The following is a 19,287-nucleotide window of genomic DNA, read 5'->3' on the forward strand; positions in this document are numbered from 1 at the left end:
ATATTCGTCAGCGTCGATGTGCATGCCTGAATCCGGTGTTAGGTTCGGTTGGGAGAGTCGACCAGGATCTGTGGGGGCACGCCGTGATCAAGCCGCACAACACCAACCCAGAATTCGAGCTCGGGGGAATCAACCACGTCGCGCTGGTGTGCTCGGACATGGAGCGCACTGTCGATTTCTACTCGAATGTGCTGGGTATGCCGCTGGTCAAGTCGCTGAATCTGCCTGACGGACTGGGGCAGCACTTCTTTTTCGACGCGGGCAATGGCGATTGCGTGGCGTTCTTCTGGTTCGCCGAGGCGCCGGACGGCACGATGGGCAGCACCACCCCTGCAGCGCTGCCCGGTCTGGGTTCGATCGTCAGCGCGGTGGGCTCGATGAATCACTTGGCGTTTCACGTGCCCGAGGAGAAGTTCGACGAGTACCGCCAGCGGCTCAAGGACAAGGGTGTGCGGGTTGGGCCCGTGCTCAACCACGACGACAGTCCCCAGGGAGCCACTCGCGAACTCCACCCCGGGGTGTACGTACGGTCCTTCTACTTCAGCGATCCGGATGGCATCGTGCTGGAATTCGCTTGCTGGACACGGGAATTCACCGATCATGAAGCCGCAACTCCGCCCAAGACGGCGGCCGACCGCAAGCAGCCGATCGCCGCAGGCTAGTCGCGGAACAGCCGCGGATCGCCGAGTTCGTCGATGATTGCGGTGAGCTGATCGGCGAGCTCGGCGGGCGTCAGTGTGATCGCGCCGCCCAGCCAGGCGCTGATGGTCTGGCCGACGCCGCCCACAACGAAGTGCGCGAACGCCTTGATCCGGTCGTTGGCGGGACGGTGCAGCAGCGCCTCGACGTGTTGGCCCGACAGCATCGCGAACAGCGCGCCGGACTCCTGTCGTTTGCGGACCACCGTGGTGTTGGACAGCTGCGAGCTGAACATCAGCCGACCGACCCGCGGATCGAGTTCGATGGTCCGCACGATGTTGGCCATGGCGGCGCGGTTCTGCGCATCGACCGGGGCTGTCGCCACCGCGGCCTGAGTGGTGGCGGCAAGCTCGGCGACCACCCAGTCGAAGACCGCCGCGACGAACTCGTCCTTGTCGGCGAAGCTCTCGTAGAAGTATCGGGTGGCGACGCCGGCCTCTCGGCAGATGCCCCGAACGGTGAGCTCAGCGGGGTCGACATTGCTGCCCAGCAGCTCCAGTCCGGCCTCCAGAAGACGGGCCCGTCTCCGGGCCAGCCGATCGGCGGCATCCACGCCGCCGTAGGGCCGTGCCTGCGTCATTAGCCCATCTTGACATTGCTCAGGCCAGGGCGGCAATATTAGGAAACATTCGTTGTCAGATTCTCATCCGATAGGTGGCCCAGCGTGGCGATCCGCGAACCCGTCCTCAGCCACGTCGACCGGGCGGTGAGTGCGCCGCCGATGCCGTCGGCTCGCCGCCGGAAATGGGGACCGGGTTTCGACGACGGGCTGATGGGTGTTGCGCTGCTCGCCGGCCCCGCGAACGTGATCATGGAGTTGGCCCTGCCGGGCGTCGGCTACGGCGTGATGGAAAGCCGGGTCGAGAGCGGCCGAGCCGACCGGCATCCGATCAAACGGGCCAGGACGACCTTCACGTATTTGGCCGTGGCCACCCGGGGTACCGACGAGCAGAAGAAGGCGTATCGACGTGCGGTCAACAAGTCGCACGCGCAGGTGTATTCGACGCCGGACAGCCCGGTGGAGTACAACGCGTTCGACAAGAACCTGCAGCTCTGGGTGGCTGCGTGCCTTTACAAGGGCGGCGTTGACGTGGCCCGGGTGTTCATCGGCGAGATGGACGACGAGACCGCCGACCGGCACTACCGGGAGAGCGCGGCATTGGCCACCACGTTGCAGGTGCCCGCCGAGATGTGGCCGGCCGATCGAGCCGCGTTCGACCAGTACTGGCAGGAATCACTGCACAAGCTGCACATCGACGACACCATCCGCGAATATCTGTACCCGTTCGCGGTGTCGAGGATCCGGGGCGTGCGACTGCCGAAGCGCGTGCAGGAACCGCTCGAACAGTTCAACCTGCTGATCACCACGGGCTTCCTGCCGCAGCGCTTCCGCGACGAGATGCACCTCGACTGGACACCGGACAAACAGCGCAAGTTCGACCGCTTGATGGCACGCATCCGGTTCGTCAACAACCTGACTCCCCGCGCCATCCGGGAGTTCCCGTTCAATTTGCTTCTGCGCGACGTGGATTGGCGGATCCGCACTGGTCGACCGCTCGTCTAGCGCCAGCGACGTCCGGCCGACGATAATGACGACGAACCGTCAATGTTGTCTGCTGAAACGTCAGAGGAGATCAGGTGCCGGAAACCAAGATCACGGTCATCTACGACAACCCCACCGATCCAGATGCCTTCGAGGCTGCGTACGAGGCCGAACAACTCGACGCCGCCCGCAAGATTCCGGGCCACATCCGGTTCGAGGCCTCGAAGGTGTGGCCCAAGGAGGACGGCTCGCCGACTCCGGCCTACCGGATGATCGACCTGTACTACCCGGACTACGACGCGGCCAGCGCAGCGGTGGCCACCGCGGAGGCCGGCGCGTTCTTCGAGGCGATGGCACGGCTGTCGACCGGCGGTGTTCGAGTCCTCTTCTCGGACATCCAGATTCCCTCGCACTGATACCTGTCGCCTACGCGTTGCCAGATTCCGCGAGTACCCTCGCGGCAGTGCGAAGTGACAACGACACCTGGGACATCACCACCAGCGTCGGTTCGACGGCTTTGTTCGTCGCCGCCGCCCGCGCGCTCGAGGCGCAGAAACCCGACCCGCTGGCGGTCGACCCGTTCGCCGAGGTGTTCTGTCGGGCCGTGGGTGGTCCGTGGGCTGCAGTCCTCGACGGGCAGGCGCCCGACCATCCGCTGAAGACCCCGGAGTTCGGGCAACACTTCGTTACCTTCCAGGCGGCGCGGACCCGGTACTTCGACGCGTACTTCCGTGCGGCGGCACAGGCGGGCGTGCGTCAGATCGTCCTGCTCGCCGCGGGCCTCGATTCTCGCGCCTACCGGCTGGACTGGCCGGCAGGCACGACTGTCTACGAACTCGACCAGCCGCAAGTGCTGGGGTTCAAGCGCGAGACCATGGCCGCGCACGGCGCCACCGCGAAAGCCGAGCGCAAGGAGATCGCCATCGATTTGCGGGACGACTGGGCGCAAGCTTTGCGCGACAGCGGTTTCCGGCCCGGCGAGCCTTCGGCGTGGATCGCCGAAGGCCTGCTCATCTATCTGCCGGCCAGTGCCCAGGAGCAGCTGTTCACCGGGATCGACGCGCTGGCTGCTGCGGGCAGCCACGCCGCGGTCGAGGAGGGGCGACCGATGGATCGCGCTGCGTTCCGCGAGAAGGTCGACGAAGCGAAGGCAAGCGACGACGAGCGGGGCCAGTGGTGGCAGCTTGTGTACAACGAGCAGCACGCACCTGCCGCGCAGTGGTTCGCCGAGCGCGGATGGACCGCGCAGGACACCACATTGATCGACTACCTGAAGACCGTTGGCCGTTCGGTCGAGTCGGCGGACGCCGAAGCGGCCAACATGCTGTCCAGCATCACGCTGGTGAGCGCGATCAAACGCTAGGCGCTAGTCCCACATCACCGGCCGGAGAAACCGATTGATGCGGCGCAGATACTCGGGCTGGCTGACATGCAGGATGTGGTTGCCCGGGAACCAGTGCAGCGCACAACGATCCCAGTGCTCCCAGAGCGCCTGGGCCTGCTCGGGCGGCGCAAGCCGATCGCCGAGGCCGGTGATGATCAGTCGCCGATCCCGCGGCACCAACGGCTCGTAGTTCAGCGCGCAGTGGTAGGCCGAGGCGGCCGCCGACTCGTCACGGCCGATGGTGCCGAACTTGCGGCCCATCTCGATCAGTTTGTTGGCCGGCCACCACTCGTCGAACGTCGACTCCGGAGTGACCACCGGAACGTTGGGGATCACCGCCTCCAACCGGTCATCCGCCGAGGCGACCAGCGCTGAGGTGTAGCCGCCCAACGACATGCCGGTGAGCGCGATGCGGTCGACTCCAGTGTCGCGTAACCAGTTCACGACCGACCGGAAGTCGTGGACCGCCTGGCCCATGGTCTCGGCGAATCCGGCCATGCCTTGAGAGAAGAAGCCGTATCCGCTGAAGGGCGAGCCTCTTTCTGCGCGACGGCCGTGAAACGGCAGTGTGTAGAGCAGTACGTCGTATCCGGTCTTGTAGAACCACGGCAGCGAGAAGAACAGCCCGTTGAACAGATAGGGCGAACCCATGAAACCGTGGATGACGCACAACGTCGGCCGCGGCCCATCGTCGTGGCGCCAATGCTGTGCCCACACAACGTTGTTGCGCTCCAGGCGCGTCCACTGCTTACGCATGTCCGGATTGACGGGTACGAAGCTGCTCTCGAACCGGAGATTCTCCACGTTGCCGTGCGCGAGGTACTGCGCGACGGGGTTGGCCGGGCGGGTCGTCACGGCGGGCACGTCGGTGGGTGCGGGAAAGGATGCCGTCGGGTCGCGGCGCGCGGCGAGTTCGGCGTAGAACTCCAGATTGCTGCGCTCGCGGTGCAGGTCCGACCGGCGCACGATGCTCTTGGCGACGGTTGGCAGCATGGACGCCCCGACCAGTGACGCGATCGCGGTGCGCAGGCCGATATCGGCCACCGCCGAGGCGTCGACGGTGAGCCGCTGAAGCGCGGTCAGATCGGAGCGGTCGGGCAGCCCCTCGTATCCGGCGTCGGCACCCGGCACATCGGGCACCGGCACCGGAATGGGCAGGTCGACGTTCGACGTCATTGTCGCGGCCTTTCGAGGTCGGCATCTGTCATCGGATGCTAACGGGGCGCGCGCTTCACAACAGGTGATACACAATCGCGCCGCCGACCTTCACCGGTCGGTAATGCTGTTGTACCCAGTCGGCGATCTGCCCACTGACGCGGTCGCGGCTGCGCATCCGGCCGCTGTCGACGTAGTAGCTGATCTTCTGGGCGTGGACGTCGTCGATGAACTGCGCCAGCGTGGGCACCGGGTCGTTGCTCCAGCCGCCGATCGCCATGACCGCGGTGCCGGACGCGATTTCCAGCGAGGCCGCCGCCTGTGAGCCGGAGGTGGCCGCCGACCACTGGGTCCGGGTGGCGGCCAGCATCTCGGCCAGATGCGGGTCGACTCTGTCCGAGCTGGCGCCCATCATCAGGGTCTTGCCGAAGCGGTTGCCGACGGTCGGCCACACGTCGGCAGTGTGGGCGGCGTTGGGTATGGAACCGTTGTGCGGGGTGGCGGCGGTGGCCACCGAGAATATTGCGGTGCCGGTGAGACCAGCGACGAGCGAGACCGCCAGCGCGACGGGCGTGAGCCGCGGCCAGCGGGTCAGCGCCGCGGCCAGCAGAACTATGGCCGCAACGGCTGTGCATTCGATGAGCGTGCGGGTCCAGGTCGGGCCCAATTGTGCTCGATTCAGCAGAATGACCGCCCACCATGCGGCGGCGACCACCATGATGATCGCCGCTGATCTGCTCCACACCGCGGCGAGACCGATCAAAGCCCCGGCCGCGGGCGCCAAGGCGATGGTGTAGTACGGATGCACCATGCCGGTCATATAGCTGAACACGCCTGTGCACACGGCCAGCCAGCCGGTCCACATGGTGAAGCTGGCTGCCTCGATGCGGCTTAGCTTGCGGCGCAACGCAAGATACGCGCCTGCCAGCACGGCGACGACGACGGAGGGCAGCAGCCAGGACGCCTCGTAACCCATCTCTGCGGAGAGAAGTCGAAGCACCCCGGCGTGGGTGCTCCACCCGCTGGGGTGCCCGTGGGATACCGCGTTGCCGCCTCCGACGATACGGTCGACGCCGTTGTACCCCAGTGCGAGATTGAGCACCGAGTTGTCCGTCGAGCTGCCTATGTAAGGGCGCGCGGCGGCCGGCCACATCTGGACCACCGCCACCCACCAACCACCGGAAATCGCCAGCGCGGCAGTGGCACTCAACAGATGCAGCAGTCGTCGCCACCAATTCGTCGGTGCGAACAGCAGATAGGCGAGACCGAAGGCGGGCAGCACCATCAGCCCGGCCAGCATCTTGGTGAGGAATGCCAGCCCCAGCGCGACGCCCGCGAGCATCAGCCATTGCCAGGACGCGCGGGGGATGGCGCGAATCAGAAAGTAGGCGCCCGCGACCATCAACAGGACCATGAGTGCGTCAGGGTTGTTGTAGCGAAACATCAACGTGGCGGCCGGCGTGAGCGCCAAGACGGCGCCTGCGATCAAGCCCGCCACCGCACCGCGCGCGGGGTCCGTCACGACCCGACGCACCGCAGCGTAGAGCAGCGCGACAGCCCCGACCCCCATCAACGCTTGCGGCACCAGGACCGCCCAGCTGTTCATCCCGAACAAGCGCACCGACAACCCTGTCACCCACAACGCGGCAGGCGGTTTGTCGACAGTGATGAAGTTGTTGGGATCCAGTGAGCCGAAGAACCACGCGTCCCAGTTCTTGGCGCCGGACTGCGCGGCGGCCGCATAAAAGGCGTTGCCGTAGCCGTTGATCGGCAGATTCCAGAGATACAGCGCCGCGGTGGCGACCAGAAGTGCGGTCACAGCGAAGCCCGGCCACCGGGGCGCGGCGCGCACCGGGGCGTCAGCGATGGCCGCACCGAGTAATTCGGTGTGGTCGGCGGTGGCGGTCACCGCACCACCGTGCCTGAAAGTGCTGGCTGACGCGCGTTCACAGAGCTGGGAAATCGCTGTGTATTCAGGATTCCCGGACATGTGGTGAAGTTGGCGGCATGTGGAACCCGCAGACTTACCTGACGTTCGCCGACCAGCGCGGTAGGCCGTTCTTCGACCTGCTGGGGCGGGTAGGCGCCGAGTCACCGCGACGGGTAGCCGACCTGGGCTGCGGCCCGGGTAATCTCACCCAACACCTGGCTCAGCGCTGGCCGGAGGCGGTGCTGGAGGCCGTGGACAGCTCTGCGGAGATGGTCACCGCCGCACGGGAGCGCGGAATCGACGCCAAGCTGGCCGATATCACCGCGTGGACACCGCACCCGGACACCGACGTCGTATTCAGTAACGCGGCGCTGCAATGGATTCCGGGGCATCCCGAACTGATGGTGCGCTGGGCCGGTCAGCTGGATGCCGGTGCCTGGATCGCAGTCCAGGTGCCAGGCAACTTCGACGCGCCGTCCCATGTCTCGGTGCGCCGGCTGGCAGACCAGGAGCATTGGTCAAACATCCTGGGTGACTTTGCTTTCCGCACCGCCAACGTCGTCGAGACGCCGATCCGGTATGCCGAGATCCTCACCGAGGCGGGCTGCCACGTCGACGTCTGGGAGACCACCTATATCCATGAGCTCGAGGGAGAGAACGCCGTGCTCAACTGGATCACCGGCACGGCGCTCACCGCCGTGCGTGATCGACTCGACGACGACCAGTGGCAGCAGTTTCGGACCGAATTGGTCCCAATGCTCGACCAGGCCTACCCCTCCCGGCCCGACGGGCGCACGTACTTCCCGTTCCGCCGGATCTTCGTCGTCGCTCAGGTGGGCAGTCCGTCGCGGTGAGACCGGGTTCTCAACCGCCGCCGGAACGAAACCGCCTGCGACACAACGTCGGGCAGTCTAGGTGGAACAGCGTGGGATCGCTGCCGACCAGGTCGAGGGTGGCGGGCAGTGGCCCTGATCCGGAGCGCGCGGAGGATTACCGATTCCGAACGTCGTCGTAGCAGCGCGGCCACTTCGACGATCGTGCCAGGATTTCGTGGTACTGAAGAACAGATGGCATCGAAGAAAACCTGGCTGACCGCCTCGATCGTCGTCGCCGTGGCGGTCTACACGACGATGTGGGTCGGATACGCGCTCAACTGGGGATGGCTGGATTCGGTCGACACCGACTCGCTCCAGGCATTCCACAACATCGGTGCTTCGCGCCCGGGTTGGGTTTCCTTCTGGGTGGTGTTCTGCGTCGTGTTCGGACCGAACGGCTTCCGGGTGGCGGCGTTGATATTGCTGATCATCGCGTTGGTGCGCCGCAGGGTGCCTACCGCGTTGTTCCTGGTGATCAGCGTCGGGCTGATGGGACTTGTGACCGAGGGCGCGAAGTTCCTCGCGGGCCGGCCCCGCCCGGCATCGGCGCTGGTCTACGGCCAGGGATCGTCGTTTCCATCCGGTCACGCACTGGGGGTGATGGTCGGTGTGCTGGCCTTGCTCACGGTGTTGTGGCCGCACCTCAGTCCCCGGCTGAGGCGGGCACTGGCCGTTGTCGGTGGCCTGTTGATCGTGACGGTCGGGATCGCGCGAGTGGTGCTCAATGTCCACCACCCGTCCGACGTGCTGGCGGGGTGGGCACTGGGCTACGTGTACTACCTGCTATGCCTGCGGCTGGTACAGCCGATACCGCTCACAGCAGCGGCCGAAACACCGGCAGCACTCGGTACTTTGCGCTGAAGCTGGCTTTGTCATACGTGTTGCCGACCTCGCCGTCGCGGGCCAGCGGCGTCGGCCCGTCGACGGCCTCGAACGAGAATTCCGGCGCTTGGATCTCGTGGTAGAGCGGACTGCGTTCGAGGCGGCCGAGCGCTACCGCGGTGAGAATGCGCAGCCGGCTGAAACGCTTGCCGGTTTCCAGGATGCGGACGTCGATGAGCCCGTCATCCATGCGGGTCCGCCGGGCCGGGGCGAAACCCGACGGTAGATAGACGGAGTTACCGAGGAAGAACAGCGAGGTCTGAATTGTCTTGTTGTCGAATCGGATTCGAACCGGGGTCCCGCGGCGCAGCGTGTGCAGCATCGCATACATCCCCGCCAGTGGCTTGCCGACCTTGTGCTCGAGCTTCTCCCGGGTCTGGACGAACAACGGGTACGCGCCGATGCTGGCGGTGTTGATCACCATCTGGTCCTCGTTGAGGCACACCAGGTCTACGCACGAGACGTTGCCATTGCGGATGGCCGAGACGGTGCGCTCAACGGTGTCGCAGCCGATGTCCTTGGCGAAGTGGTTGAACGTTCCGGCGGGAAACACCGCCAGCGGCAGCCCCGTGGAGACCGCCACCGAAGCCGCAGCGGACACGGTGCCGTCGCCGCCGCCCACTCCGAGCACCTCGGCGCGCCGGGCGGCCTCCCTCAAAACGGTCTCCGGGTTGTCATCCGGACCGAGTTCGACGATCTCGGCCTTCGGCAGCTTTTCGCGCACCTCGTCGATGACCCGAGTTCCGGTGCCGCTGCCCGAGGCCGGGTTGATGACCAGGACGACGCCGTCGCCCTCGGGACGCTCCGGGGTGTCGATCACCAAAGGCTCAGTCGAGGGCAGCTTGGCCGGCACGATCGGCGGAACCAGCCGACCACCCAGGACGGCGATCGCGGCGCCGATGCCGAATCCGGCGAAGACGTCGCCGGGGTAGTGCGCGCCGGTTGCCACCCGGGACAGGCCCACCAAGCCCGCGAGCAGCGCCAGGCCCAGGCCCAGCGGCGGGTTCTCCAGACCGACGCCGACGGCGAAGGCAGCGGCGCTGGCCGAGTGCCCGGAAGGCAGCGAGTTCGACGTCGGGACTCGACGTGACCGTCGCACCAGCGGAACCAGGGTGCGGTTAGGGCGCGCGCGCTTCCACACCCGCTTGGCGCCCTGGTTGGTCGCCAGGCTGGTGAAGGCCAGCGTGATCACCCCGCGGCCGGCGCCCCGGCGCGCCGACGGCGAGCCCGTCGCAGCCAGGACCGCGGCGATCGCGAACCACAGCTTCGAGTGGTCGGCGGCGCGCGTGAGCACCGGCATGGCCTTGTCGAGAAGCATGCTCGGGGATTCGGCAACGGCCTCGAAGACCTCGCGGTCCAGCGTGCCGAGCCCGCCGGTGATCTGACGGACGCCTTGACCTTCTAGCAAGCTTCGCGATGTCATCGCTCCACGGTATCGGGGTTCAGGACTTGGGCTCGCCGGATGCCTCGTCTGCTGGCTTGCTGTCGGGCAGGATGATGCGCCGCGTCGCGACGGGCTTGCCGTCGACCTTCTTGGTGACCTGAGGGTTGGCGGGCGGCGGGGTCGTGATGCGGCCCTGGACCGGCGCGCCGTTCTTCACGGTTGGCACGGACACCCGCTTGGTGTCCGCCTTGGCGTCTTTCTCCGATCCGCCCGCACCATGCATTGCCCCGGGCGGGATCATCGGCATGCCACCCATGCCACCGGCGGGCGCCGACATCGGCGCGGCCATCCGCGGCGCCGGCATTTGTGTATTTGCCGCTGATGGCGACGTGCCTGCGGCAGGCACGGGCGGCGGCCCGAGCATGGCGGTCGGCGAGGTCCCGCCGATTCCGCCGCCGCCACCGCCGGATCCGCCTCCGCCAGAACCCATTTCGCCGGGTGTCTCGCCGAACTCGCCAAGCGGGTCGGTCAGGCTGGCTTTGTCGAGTTCTGCGGAGGCGCCACCGGCTTGCTGCATCATGCCCATGCCGGCCTGCATCATCTGTTGGGCGCCTTGCGCGACCTGTTGCGGGAGCTGGGCCAGCGGCTGCAGTGCGCCGCCCATCGCACCGGCCATGGCGCCGGCGAGCTGAGAGGCCATCTGCGGGAGTTGTTGGGCCATCTGATCGGCTTGGCCCTGCCCGGCAACGCCTTTCATCTCGGCGCCGGCTTGCTCGTCCTGGGCGGGGAACTTCGCGGCGGCCTCGGCGGTCTTGGAGTCGCGCTTGGCGTGTTCCTCGGCGCTTTCGGTGTTGTCTTTGGGGTCACCGAGATTGGCGGCCAGCCCGAGGACGCGGAGCAGTTGTTCGATGGGGGTCGCACCGGTGACGAGCGGATCGGAGGTGATAGGTGGTGGTGGCATGTTCCCAGCGTTGGCCGACTGGTAACCGCCATCGGTGACGTTGAGCTGTCCGCCACTCATCGGTGCACCTCTCCCTTCAGCGTCAGGTTCAGGACCTGAAACCACGCGAAGTGGTAGTTGGCAGCGGTCTTTTCGCCCCTGATCAGGGCGTCAATGGTCGCCAAGAGCTGCCAGTTGCCGACACTAGCGGTGTCGACATGATCGGGGTAGTCACCCAGGACCTTGGTTGCGACTTTGGCGAGATGTTCGCGGAGGAGTTCGACTTCGGAGTCCAGGTACCCGGTACCGGTCGATGCGGCTTTGGCCAAGGTGTGGGCGAGGCGGGGCAGGCCATCGCGCCACTTGGTGGCTTGCGCGAGTTCCCAGCCAAGGTCTTCGACTTCCGGGGTGTCGCGCGCACGGATGGACATCTGCGTGGGTTGTGCGTCTTCCTCGGGCGGAAGGTACTGGCCGGGGGTGTAGGCGGCGGTCACTGTCGTCTCGCCGAGTAGAGCGTCGAGTGGCCTGTTGCGGCTTCCCGGCCTGAGAAGCTTGATGCCGGTGGGGATTTCGACGTGCGGCGGGATCCAGCCGCTGGCCAGATCCGTGGCCAGCACGGTGGTGACGTCGTCGCGGTCGCCAATGGCCCAGCGCAACTTGGGTTCCTGCCTGGCGACGGCGTCGAGCAGTCTGTTGAGGCGCTGCTGGGCTTGCGTTTGAACGGCGCTGGCGCCAGCCATTGCACCGGTAGTGGTTGCTGCGACGGCATTTTCGGTGAGTCCGGCGGGTGCTGGGCTTGCGGATGCGGCGGTTGTCGGAGCTTGGCGGACCACGCCGGGCTGATTGAGTTGGGTGCCGGCGGACGGGTGGACCGGTGCCGATCCGGGGGAAGCGGCGGTCGGCATGGCGAGGGGGCTTGCTGGTGCCGTTGCGGCAGGCGGACGAAGGTCCGCGCCGTACGCGGGGAGCGGACCTTGGGGCGCGGGGGAGGCGGTCGATGGCATGACGGGCGCTTGGGCTGCCGGGGCAGCGACGTAGGTCTGAGGGGTGTCTGCCGGGGGAGCAACGGGCGCCTGAGTGGCTTCGTAAGTCGGTGTGGCGTGGGCTTTTTCGAAGAGCGGCGTGCCTGCGGTCGGGGCTGTGGGCGCCATCGGCGGTGCGGCCATGCCCTCGGAGTGAAGGGGCGCCTGCGGCTGCATAGCGTGGGCCGCGGTGTTCGAGAGACCTTCAGCGCCAGAGGACACCGGGCCGCCTGCTTGAGAGCCCGCGTTGAAGTTTTGGGCGAAGCCTTCGGGGGAGAGTGCGTTAGTGGGGGCAGAGGTTGAAGGAAGCGCGGATTGGGGTGTGGATGGCGAGACGTTCGGCGTGGCCAAGGACCCGCCCTGGCCCATGCTGATTCCGCCACCTGGCATGGACGTGCCGGGCATGGAGGGGGTTGCCGCCTTGGGCGCACCTATAGGAACGCCAGGCCCCACGGGTGCAGGGGCACTTCCAGGTGTGATCGGCGTCTTCAGAGGGGCGTAGACATCGGGCTGTCGCGGGCTACCTGAAGGAATTGCTTCGCCGCCCCCCGTCGCATGAGCGAGCGGAGAATCGGCTGCGACCGGCGGCGGGGCGTGTGGCGTCTCGCCCGAATTGACTAGATGCGAGAGGGATCCAGAGGTATCGCTTGGGTTTGGCAGTGTTGCGGATCCCGGTGTCGGGGTTGAATTCTTTGGATCTAGCCGAGCGGTAACACCTTTTCGTATGGAGCTCTCAGATGGCGACGAGAACGCATGGTCGAGATCGACGTTACTGGACTTCGCAAATTCCCTCGCCGACACATCCACGCCTGATGCTTGCAGAACTTTTTGTACCGCGTTGAGCACACTGTCCGAGTGAAGTCCAGCACTCGTATTCGCCTGTGTTTGAGCCGTCATCACAACTTTGGTGATCCGCGAAATCTTCAGCGCGAGTGGATCCTTCGAAGCTTGAATCTGCTTAATTTCAGAGTTGCCCGCCTCCGCTACGGCGCGAAGCTCATCACGCAATTGGGTGGTCGATCTGGCAGCAGCCTCGTAGGCGGACTTCTTCGCAAGGCTGACCTCGGCCAATTCCCGGGCCTTGCCCTCTCCACGTTCGAAAGCATCCTGTGTGTCTTGGGCGGTGACTCCTTCTTGGAGACTTAGAGGTCCCGTGCGCACCGACTGAAGAGCATCTCCATAGGCATCAAAGGAAAGACCTATACGACCTCGGTTGGCCGCCGCGGATGTGATTAAGCCAATCGATATACCGTCCGGCCACTGGTGACCGACTAATAGATCGGTCCAGCCTCCTCCAGGCACGTCCGTCATCCGCAAACCTGTTTGATTTTCGCGGTGGCTTCGTCGCCGGAGGTATAGAGAGGGTCGATCTTTTCGTGGGGGGCATCACCGAGTTGGAGTATCGCAATTTCCTGGTAGGTCTTTGCCAGGTCCCGGATAGGTTTCGCAAGCTCTTGTGGCGTAGCCGGGTTAGCGTCCAGACCCTGAATTAGGTACGAACTTGCCGCGCTGAGTGCGAGGCGGACATTGACGGCAACGGCCAGAACTGCGGTTGGGTCATCTCCACCCGTTCTGCCGCCTGCGGCCTGAATTCCAGTACTCGCCTCCTTGAAGGTCTCGCAGACCGCCTTCTTCGCGTCGGCAACTTCCTGCTCGCTATACGTCTTTGCCGCGGGAGTTTCGGGCTTGGGTGCGGGCCGAAACCACGCACCGATGGCGACGGCAACGGCTATTACTGCAATGACGATCGCGATGATGCTCGGCAACCGCGATGGGCCTCCCGACGGGCCTCCCGATGGGGGAGGTCCCTGCCATGGAGCTGGTCCTGAAGGCCCGGGTCCGTACGGCACTTGCGACATGTCGGAATCGTATCCCTTGCGTTTGCCGGTCCGCTATTCACCAACAATGCCAATACCCGCTCTCACCTGCCAGTACACGCAGTTCAAGCGCTTCTGCAGCCAATACCAATTCGCCCACGCCGACCAATGATCGTTAGCTGGCCCAGACGCAACCGTCACCGAACCTTGACTTGACCCGCCAGGAACCCCACGGGGACCATGAACCGATGCGCCGAGCCGTCGTTTCGATCTGTGCTGCCTTCAGTGCAGCGCTGCTCGCGCTGTCCTCGGCACCGCCCAGCCACGCCGAAACCCCCTGGTTCCAGCCCAACGTCGGCAACGCGACCCAGGTGCTCTCCGTCGTCAGCACGGGCGGCGCCACCGCCAAAATGGACGTCTGGCAGCGCGGCGCCAACGGCTGGCAGCCCGTCCTCGTCGGAGTCCCCACCCATGTCGGCGCCAACGGTATGACCCCGCAATCTCACGACGGCGAGTCGAAAACACCGATGGGCATCTTCACCCTTGACTTCGCGTTCGGCACTCAGCCCAATCCGGGCGGCGGTCTGCAATACGTCCAGGTCACGAAAGACCACTGGTGGGACGGCGATATGAAGAGCCCGACCTACAACACCATGCAGGTCTGCAAGAAAGCCGACTGCCCGTTCGACACGAACCCTGCCAGCGGCACCGAGAACCTCTACATCCCGCAGTACGCCCACGCGATCGTGATGGGCGTCAACAAGGCTCGCGTTCCCGGCAACGGCGGCGCCTTCTTCGTCCACACCACCGACGGCGGCCCCACCGCGGGATGCGTCTCGCTTGACGACGACACCCTCGTCAAGATCATGCGCTGGCTTCAGCCTGGCGCGCTGATCGCTGTCGCCAAATAGCGGTTATCGAGCGTGCGGGTTGTCGCTGAAACTTGCGACGATCGTCGACGACAAGTCCCACGCTCGACGAGCTAAGGGTTCGGGTTGATCGCGGCGCCAGGCGTCGCCTTGAAGTTCAGCGCCTCGGTCGACATCGTGAACTCGTAGGTCCGGTCGTAGCCGGTTTTGCTGATCTTCCAGCCGTCGGGCGTCTTGCGGTAGCGATCGCGATAGAACGCCGCGCCCTCCAGCACGAAATTGAACTCGGGAACAATCACCCGGTCCTGCAGGTACCAGATGGCCTCGGCCTCGTCGCCGTCCACGCTGATCTCCGGATGGGTGACGCGGTGCTCGGTCAGCACGCCGGACGGCATCGACTTGCGCATGAACTCCACCAGATCCTTGCGGTTGGTGAAGCGGTGCTCCTCACCGAGTGACGAGCCGTAGTCACCGACGATGTCCTCGGTCAGAGTGTCGGCGAAATCGTCCCAATGCTTGGTGTCCAGCGCCCGCAGATAGCGGTACTTGACTTGTTTGATCGCTTCGATTGCTTCCGCATCAGCCATGCCGGTCATTGCAGCACACCGAATCTGTCGCCGGGGGCGGTTGTCCCGGTGACAATGTGCCCATGGCTGAATCGGACAAGGCCGACGCCGCCGTCCCGCGAACCAACTTCATCGACGGCTTCCTGCGGTCGCCGTTCTCTGGGATCGCGCCCTGGATCCTCATGGCCATCATGTCGGGGCCAGGCCGCTTCGGGCAGTCTGCGGCCACCGCGCTGGCCCTCACGCTCATCGTCATGTGGGCGGGCAGCCGCCGCGGCATCAAGGTGCATTCCCTCGAAGTCTTCGGCGCCGTGGTCTTCGCGGTGTTTGTCGCCTTGGGCATCTTCGGCTCACCGGCGCTCATCAACTGGCTCGAGCTGTGGGCCGGTGAGATCACCAACGGCCTGTTGGCCGCCTACGCACTGGCCACTCTGGCGATCCGCCGCCCGTTCACTATCGCCTACGCCCGCGACACCGTCGACCCCGAACACTGGAACAGCCCACTGTTCATTCGAGTCAACTACGCGCTGAGCGCGGTGTGGGCCGGCGCATTCGTGATCAATACGGCGGTCGGTACGTTCGGCGATGCGGTGCTGCACGACGGCGACAACTTCTGGACCGGCTGGATCGTCCAGCTTGCCGTGACGTTGGTCGCCGTCGCGCTCACCGAGTTCTACCCTGACTATGCGCGAGCGAGATTCTTGGCGGCCAGCGGCGAATCCTCCGAACCCCCACCATCTTTCGGGAAGCTTCTGGATTGGCTTCCCGGATTCGTGATCGGCATCGGCATCGCCGGCTGGGTCAGCGGCTCGCTTCCCGCCGGAGTGGGTATCGCGTTGATCGTGGTCGGCATCCTTGCCGGCGCTGTGATACGAAAGCTGTTCCCCGAGAAGGGATCAGATCAGCCAAGCTCGTTTTCGTAGCGCTGCGCGATGGCCACGAGCTCTTCGCGGACCGTTGACGGCGGCATAGCGCTGATACGTGCGTACAGACGGCGACGCGTCATGGCCCGCTTCATGTCTTTGCGGAACTGCGCAATCGACGACATTCTCTCAACTCCTTGATGTCCCCCGGTTCAGCAGGGGATTTGTTTTTTGCTGTAGACGTCCATCAATCAGGGATCGCCTGTTTGAAGGAACCCCTCGATGCTCCTTGTTAATTTCAGGTAAATCAACTTTGGCCCTGTGAGATTCGTGACAGTCGGACGCGAATGCGCATATTTGTGGCGTAGGCCATGTGACGGCGCACACGATGGATGACGACGGCTGACGGCGTTCGCTGGCGCGGGCGCTCAATCCTGCAGATACCGGGTGACCATGTCCACCAATAGCTGACGCTCGCGGTGCCACTCCAGGTGCGAGTTCACGATCATCTCGACCAGCACCATCCCGCGCAGCGACGACCAGATCACTTCGGCCACGCCGGGATCGTCGGAGATCAGCCGACCCAGTTGGTTGATCGCGGTATTGATCTCCAACAGGTGGCGTGTGGCGCTGTCGCCGTGGGTGCCGCGAGTGGCCCGCAGGATCTCGAATGCCGCTAACGACGTCGGGCTGCGGTAGCAGCGGAATGCGGTGTCGACGACGACCTCGATGCGCTCCCGCAATTCGAGATCGGCGACATCGGCTTCGCCGAGGCTTTTGAGCAAGCCGGCCACACCTTCGTCGACGACGGCCATCAGCAACCCGTTGCGATCGCCGAAGTGATACTGAATGACTCCCCAGGTGACCCCGGCACGCTCGGCGACATGTTTGGCGGTGGCGGCCTGGAAACCCTCTTCGACCACGCAGCGCACCGTCTCGTCGATGATCAACGCCCTGGTGTCGTCGCCCCGCTTACGCGGCGCCTGAGTCTGCCGCGTCGGGGGAGTGCCCAGCGCTTTCACATCGTTGACTTTATAACATTGAGCCGACTATGTTTCGCGGTATGAGCCAGCCCCTCAGCCACTATGCCCAGTTGTCCCGGGCCGAACTCGCCACCGTGGTTCCCGAACTGCTGTTGATCGGCCAGATGATCGACCGCTCCGGAATGGCGTGGTGCATTCAGTCGTTCGGCCGGCCCGAGATGCTGCAGATCGCTATCGAGGAATGGGCCGGCGCCAGCCCGATCTACACCAAGCGCATGCAGAAGGCCCTGAAGTACGAGGGCGTCGACATCTTCACGATCTTCAAGGGTCTGCAGCTCGACATCGGCGCCCCGCCGCAATTCATGGACTTCCGCTACACCGTCCACGACCGCTGGCACGGTGAATTTCACCTCGACCACTGCGGAGCCCTGCTCGACGTCGAACCGATGGGCCCCGACTACGTCAAGGGCATGTGTCACGACATCGAGGACCCGACGTTCGACGCGACCGCCGTCGCCACCAATGCCAAGGCGCAGGTGCGTCCGATCCACCGCCCGCCGCGGACGCCCGCCGACCGTCAGCCGCACTGCGCTTGGACCGTCATCATCGACGAGTCCTATCCCGAGGTGACTGGTATCCCCGCGCTGGACATCGTGGCCAAGACCAAGGCCGCCAACTGGGAACTCGGTCCGATCGATCCGAATGACGAAGGCCAAGCGGACTATTCGGGCGTGCTGGTGTCCGACGTCGACTTCGGGGCGTTCTCGCACTCCGCGCTGGTGCGCATTGCCGACGAGGTGGTGCTGCAGATGCACCTGTTGAACCTGTCCTTCGGTATCGCGGTGCGTGCCCGCGCCGGCGACAACGCTGAGCTGGCGACCGACATCTGCACCAAGCAGCTCGTCGGCATCGCCGGTGTGGCCGCCGAGCGCATCAAGCGAGCACTGAAGCTGCCCAACGACTTTGACGGTCTGGCCAAGGTCATCGAACTGCACCCGCTGTTCAACCCGGCCGGTTACGTCGTCGCCGAGGTCGAAGGCGGCAGGCTGCATGTGCACCCCTCGCCGGCGCACGACGACGGCTCGTGGGTACCGCTGTGCTCGCCGGCGTCCCCGGGACCGTTGCAGGCCATCGCCACGGCCGTCGATCCGTACATCGCGGTGAGCATCACCGGCACCGCTGACGACTGGACTGCCGAGTTCGAGAAGAGCGAGACCGCCGCCAAGGATTCGCCCGAGGTGGAGGTCACCAAGTTCAGTCAGGGCGTCACCTTCGAGTTCGAAGAGCGCCTCTCCCTGCCGCTGACGGTGGTGTAGTCGATGGCCTACCGCGTCGTGCAATGGGGCACTGGGGCGGTGGGGGTCGAAGCCGTCCGCGGCATCCTGAGCCATCCCGATCTGGAATTGGTTGGCGTCAAGGTCTATTCGGAGGCCAAGGCCGGAACCGACGCCGGTGTGTTGGCCGGGCGGGATCCGGTCGGCGTCACCGCGGCGATCGACGTCGACACTGCGTCGGTCGATGCCGTCGTGTATGCGCCTCGGCACCCGTCGGTTGACGACGCGGTCGCTATCCTGGCGTCGGGCGCCAACCTGATCACCACCGCCTTCGCGTTCCACCCCGCGCGGATGGAACCGGCCGATCGCGACAGGCTTCGGCAGGCCTGCGTTGACGGAGGCAGCTCGCTGCACGGAACCGGTCTGAACCCCGGCAACCTAGGAGCGGTTGTTCCGTTGGCGCTGACCGGTATGTCGCGCAGCGTCGAGCACGTCACTGTGCAGGAACGTGCCGACTGGTCTGTGTATGACAGCACGGAGATCACGTTCGGCCAGATGAAGTTCGGCAGCCCGATCGACGAGGTGGACGCCCATACCGACGGATTGAGCTTCACGAGTCAGCTTTTCCAGGAACAAGTTTGGCTGCTGGGTGATGCACTGAACCTGGGTGTCGATGAGGTCACCACCGAATTGGAAGTGATTCCCGCCAGTGCCGACCGTGACGTGTGCGGGCGGACGCTGCGCGCGGGCACCGTCGCCGCTCAGCGCTGGCAGTGGACCGGCCTGTGCAAGGGAGTTCCGGTCGTCGAGGTGGAAACGCTTTGGACCGTAGGCGAACCGCAGCCGACGTACTGGCCGGCGCCCCGGCACGGGTGGACCGTCACCATCGAAGGAACTCCGTCGATGCAGGCGCATCTGATGACGCTTGCCAGTTTTCGTCGCGACGTTCCACTGGACGAGCATGTTCGGTCAGCCAGTGTGGCGACCGCGATGCAGGCGGTGAACGCTGTCGGTGCGGTGTGCGACGCCGCTGCTGGTTTCGTCACGATGGCGGATCTGCCGCTGAGTCTTTATCGAGGAGCTCGCTGAAAATCGGGCGTC

At 65.3% G+C, this 19,287-nt stretch carries 20 protein-coding genes; 10 read left to right on the forward strand and 10 right to left on the reverse strand.

Annotated elements, in window-relative coordinates:
• Positions 1–83 precede the first annotated feature (83 nt).
• Positions 84–662 carry a VOC family protein gene (locus Y900_RS14865; protein WP_036342863.1) on the forward strand — a complete coding sequence of 193 codons (579 nt, stop codon included), beginning with the start codon at positions 84–86 and terminating at the stop codon, positions 660–662.
• Here the strand turns inward: Y900_RS14865 and Y900_RS14870 are convergent.
• A complete protein-coding gene (locus Y900_RS14870) occupies positions 659–1,279 on the reverse strand; it encodes a TetR/AcrR family transcriptional regulator (protein ID WP_036342864.1) in 621 nt (206 codons plus the stop codon). The two genes, Y900_RS14865 and Y900_RS14870, sit on opposite strands and share 4 nt — an antisense overlap.
• An 84-nt stretch (positions 1,280–1,363) precedes the next feature.
• Between Y900_RS14870 and Y900_RS14875 the strand changes: the two genes are divergently transcribed.
• The 3 genes from Y900_RS14875 (at position 1,364) to Y900_RS14885 (ending at position 3,605) form a co-directional block, all read left to right on the forward strand.
• Positions 1,364–2,263: an oxygenase MpaB family protein gene (locus tag Y900_RS14875; RefSeq protein ID WP_036342866.1), complete on the forward strand. Its 900-nt coding sequence runs from the start codon at positions 1,364–1,366 to the stop codon at positions 2,261–2,263.
• A gap of 74 nt (positions 2,264–2,337) precedes the next feature.
• On the forward strand, positions 2,338–2,658 hold the full coding sequence (locus Y900_RS14880) for an EthD family reductase (protein ID WP_036342868.1): 321 nt from the start codon (positions 2,338–2,340) through the stop codon (positions 2,656–2,658).
• 47 nt (positions 2,659–2,705) lie between these two features.
• Positions 2,706–3,605, forward strand: coding sequence for an SAM-dependent methyltransferase (locus Y900_RS14885; protein ID WP_036342870.1), 900 nt, complete (start codon positions 2,706–2,708; stop codon positions 3,603–3,605).
• Positions 3,606–3,608: 3 nt separating this feature from the next.
• Here Y900_RS14885 and Y900_RS14890 read toward each other — a convergent pair whose 3' ends face one another.
• Positions 3,609–4,802 carry an alpha/beta hydrolase family protein gene (locus tag Y900_RS14890; RefSeq protein WP_036342872.1) on the reverse strand — a complete coding sequence of 398 codons (1,194 nt, stop codon included), beginning with the start codon at positions 4,800–4,802 and terminating at the stop codon, positions 3,609–3,611.
• A gap of 55 nt (positions 4,803–4,857) precedes the next feature.
• Positions 4,858–6,690 (reverse strand): ArnT family glycosyltransferase, encoded by a 1,833-nt coding sequence (locus tag Y900_RS14895; protein WP_237752566.1) that lies wholly within the window; start codon positions 6,688–6,690, stop codon positions 4,858–4,860.
• Positions 6,691–6,788: 98 nt separating this feature from the next.
• Between Y900_RS14895 and Y900_RS14900 the strand changes: the two genes are divergently transcribed.
• Both Y900_RS14900 and Y900_RS14905 read left to right on the forward strand, forming a co-directional pair.
• On the forward strand, positions 6,789–7,565 hold the full coding sequence (locus Y900_RS14900) for a trans-aconitate 2-methyltransferase (protein WP_036342875.1): 777 nt from the start codon (positions 6,789–6,791) through the stop codon (positions 7,563–7,565).
• Positions 7,566–7,778: 213 nt separating this feature from the next.
• Positions 7,779–8,447 (forward strand): phosphatase PAP2 family protein, encoded by a 669-nt coding sequence (locus Y900_RS14905; protein ID WP_036342877.1) that lies wholly within the window; start codon positions 7,779–7,781, stop codon positions 8,445–8,447.
• Here the strand turns inward: Y900_RS14905 and Y900_RS14910 are convergent.
• The 4 genes from Y900_RS14910 to Y900_RS30280 all read right to left on the reverse strand — a co-directional run bounded on the left by Y900_RS14910 (position 8,401) and on the right by Y900_RS30280 (position 13,580).
• On the reverse strand, positions 8,401–9,891 hold the full coding sequence (locus tag Y900_RS14910; protein ID WP_036342879.1) for a bifunctional phosphatase PAP2/diacylglycerol kinase family protein: 1,491 nt from the start codon (positions 9,889–9,891) through the stop codon (positions 8,401–8,403). The two genes, Y900_RS14905 and Y900_RS14910, sit on opposite strands and share 47 nt — an antisense overlap.
• A gap of 19 nt (positions 9,892–9,910) precedes the next feature.
• A complete protein-coding gene (locus Y900_RS14915) occupies positions 9,911–10,873 on the reverse strand; it encodes a hypothetical protein (RefSeq protein WP_036342882.1) in 963 nt (320 codons plus the stop codon).
• A complete protein-coding gene (locus Y900_RS32765; protein WP_051660072.1) occupies positions 10,870–11,532 on the reverse strand; it encodes a DUF5631 domain-containing protein in 663 nt (220 codons plus the stop codon). Before Y900_RS32765 ends, Y900_RS14915 begins: the two co-directional genes overlap by 4 nt.
• A 1,589-nt stretch (positions 11,533–13,121) precedes the next feature.
• The gene (locus Y900_RS30280; protein ID WP_051660073.1) at positions 13,122–13,580 is read right to left on the reverse strand and encodes a hypothetical protein; all 459 of its coding nucleotides are present in this window, start codon (positions 13,578–13,580) and stop codon (positions 13,122–13,124) included.
• A gap of 299 nt (positions 13,581–13,879) precedes the next feature.
• Between Y900_RS30280 and Y900_RS14930 the strand changes: the two genes are divergently transcribed.
• Entirely contained in the window at positions 13,880–14,542 is a 663-nt protein-coding gene (locus Y900_RS14930) for a L,D-transpeptidase family protein (protein ID WP_036342884.1), read from the forward strand.
• Positions 14,543–14,613: 71 nt separating this feature from the next.
• On the opposite strand, the gene Y900_RS14935 is transcribed toward Y900_RS14930, so the two are convergent.
• On the reverse strand, positions 14,614–15,096 hold the full coding sequence (locus Y900_RS14935) for a nuclear transport factor 2 family protein (RefSeq protein ID WP_036342886.1): 483 nt from the start codon (positions 15,094–15,096) through the stop codon (positions 14,614–14,616).
• 53 nt (positions 15,097–15,149) lie between these two features.
• Here Y900_RS14935 and Y900_RS14940 point away from each other — a divergent pair, with 53 nt between their 5' ends.
• On the forward strand, positions 15,150–15,989 hold the full coding sequence (locus tag Y900_RS14940) for a DUF3159 domain-containing protein (protein ID WP_051660397.1): 840 nt from the start codon (positions 15,150–15,152) through the stop codon (positions 15,987–15,989).
• On the opposite strand, the gene Y900_RS32770 is transcribed toward Y900_RS14940, so the two are convergent.
• On the reverse strand, positions 15,968–16,114 hold the full coding sequence (locus Y900_RS32770; protein WP_192827518.1) for a hypothetical protein: 147 nt from the start codon (positions 16,112–16,114) through the stop codon (positions 15,968–15,970). The two genes, Y900_RS14940 and Y900_RS32770, sit on opposite strands and share 22 nt — an antisense overlap.
• 243 nt (positions 16,115–16,357) lie before the next feature.
• A complete protein-coding gene (locus tag Y900_RS14945; protein ID WP_036342887.1) occupies positions 16,358–16,951 on the reverse strand; it encodes a TetR/AcrR family transcriptional regulator in 594 nt (197 codons plus the stop codon).
• Positions 16,952–16,992: 41 nt separating this feature from the next.
• Here Y900_RS14945 and Y900_RS14950 point away from each other — a divergent pair, with 41 nt between their 5' ends.
• Positions 16,993–18,228 (forward strand): hypothetical protein, encoded by a 1,236-nt coding sequence (locus Y900_RS14950; protein WP_036342890.1) that lies wholly within the window; start codon positions 16,993–16,995, stop codon positions 18,226–18,228.
• Between the two features lie 3 nt (positions 18,229–18,231).
• Positions 18,232–19,275 carry an NAD(P)H-dependent amine dehydrogenase family protein gene (locus tag Y900_RS14955; RefSeq protein ID WP_036342893.1) on the forward strand — a complete coding sequence of 348 codons (1,044 nt, stop codon included), beginning with the start codon at positions 18,232–18,234 and terminating at the stop codon, positions 19,273–19,275.
• Positions 19,276–19,287: the final 12 nt, after the last annotated feature.

Source organism: Mycolicibacterium aromaticivorans JS19b1 = JCM 16368, assembly GCF_000559085.1.
In the GTDB taxonomy this organism is placed as follows: Bacteria; Actinomycetota; Actinomycetes; order Mycobacteriales; family Mycobacteriaceae; genus Mycobacterium; species Mycobacterium aromaticivorans.

Excerpts from the sequence above, each read along its gene's own strand:
- Y900_RS14930 (WP_036342884.1), top strand. The coding sequence starts at position 13,880 with ATGCGCCGAGCCGTCGTTTCGATCTGTGCTGCCTTCAGTGCAGCGCTG.
- Y900_RS14900 (WP_036342875.1), top strand. The coding sequence starts at position 6,789 with ATGTGGAACCCGCAGACTTACCTGACGTTCGCCGACCAGCGCGGTAGG.
- Y900_RS14950 (WP_036342890.1), top strand. The coding sequence starts at position 16,993 with ATGAGCCAGCCCCTCAGCCACTATGCCCAGTTGTCCCGGGCCGAACTC.
- Y900_RS14870 (WP_036342864.1), bottom strand. The coding sequence starts at position 1,279 with ATGACGCAGGCACGGCCCTACGGCGGCGTGGATGCCGCCGATCGGCTG.
- Y900_RS32765 (WP_051660072.1), bottom strand. The coding sequence starts at position 11,532 with ATGGCTGGCGCCAGCGCCGTTCAAACGCAAGCCCAGCAGCGCCTCAAC.
- Y900_RS14935 (WP_036342886.1), bottom strand. The coding sequence starts at position 15,096 with ATGACCGGCATGGCTGATGCGGAAGCAATCGAAGCGATCAAACAAGTC.
- Y900_RS14940 (WP_051660397.1), top strand. The coding sequence starts at position 15,150 with ATGGCTGAATCGGACAAGGCCGACGCCGCCGTCCCGCGAACCAACTTC.
- Y900_RS32770 (WP_192827518.1), bottom strand. The coding sequence starts at position 16,114 with ATGTCGTCGATTGCGCAGTTCCGCAAAGACATGAAGCGGGCCATGACG.
- Y900_RS14890 (WP_036342872.1), bottom strand. The coding sequence starts at position 4,802 with ATGACGTCGAACGTCGACCTGCCCATTCCGGTGCCGGTGCCCGATGTG.
- Y900_RS14910 (WP_036342879.1), bottom strand. The coding sequence starts at position 9,891 with ATGACATCGCGAAGCTTGCTAGAAGGTCAAGGCGTCCGTCAGATCACC.
- Y900_RS14915 (WP_036342882.1), bottom strand. The coding sequence starts at position 10,873 with ATGAGTGGCGGACAGCTCAACGTCACCGATGGCGGTTACCAGTCGGCC.
- Y900_RS14955 (WP_036342893.1), top strand. The coding sequence starts at position 18,232 with ATGGCCTACCGCGTCGTGCAATGGGGCACTGGGGCGGTGGGGGTCGAA.
- Y900_RS14905 (WP_036342877.1), top strand. The coding sequence starts at position 7,779 with ATGGCATCGAAGAAAACCTGGCTGACCGCCTCGATCGTCGTCGCCGTG.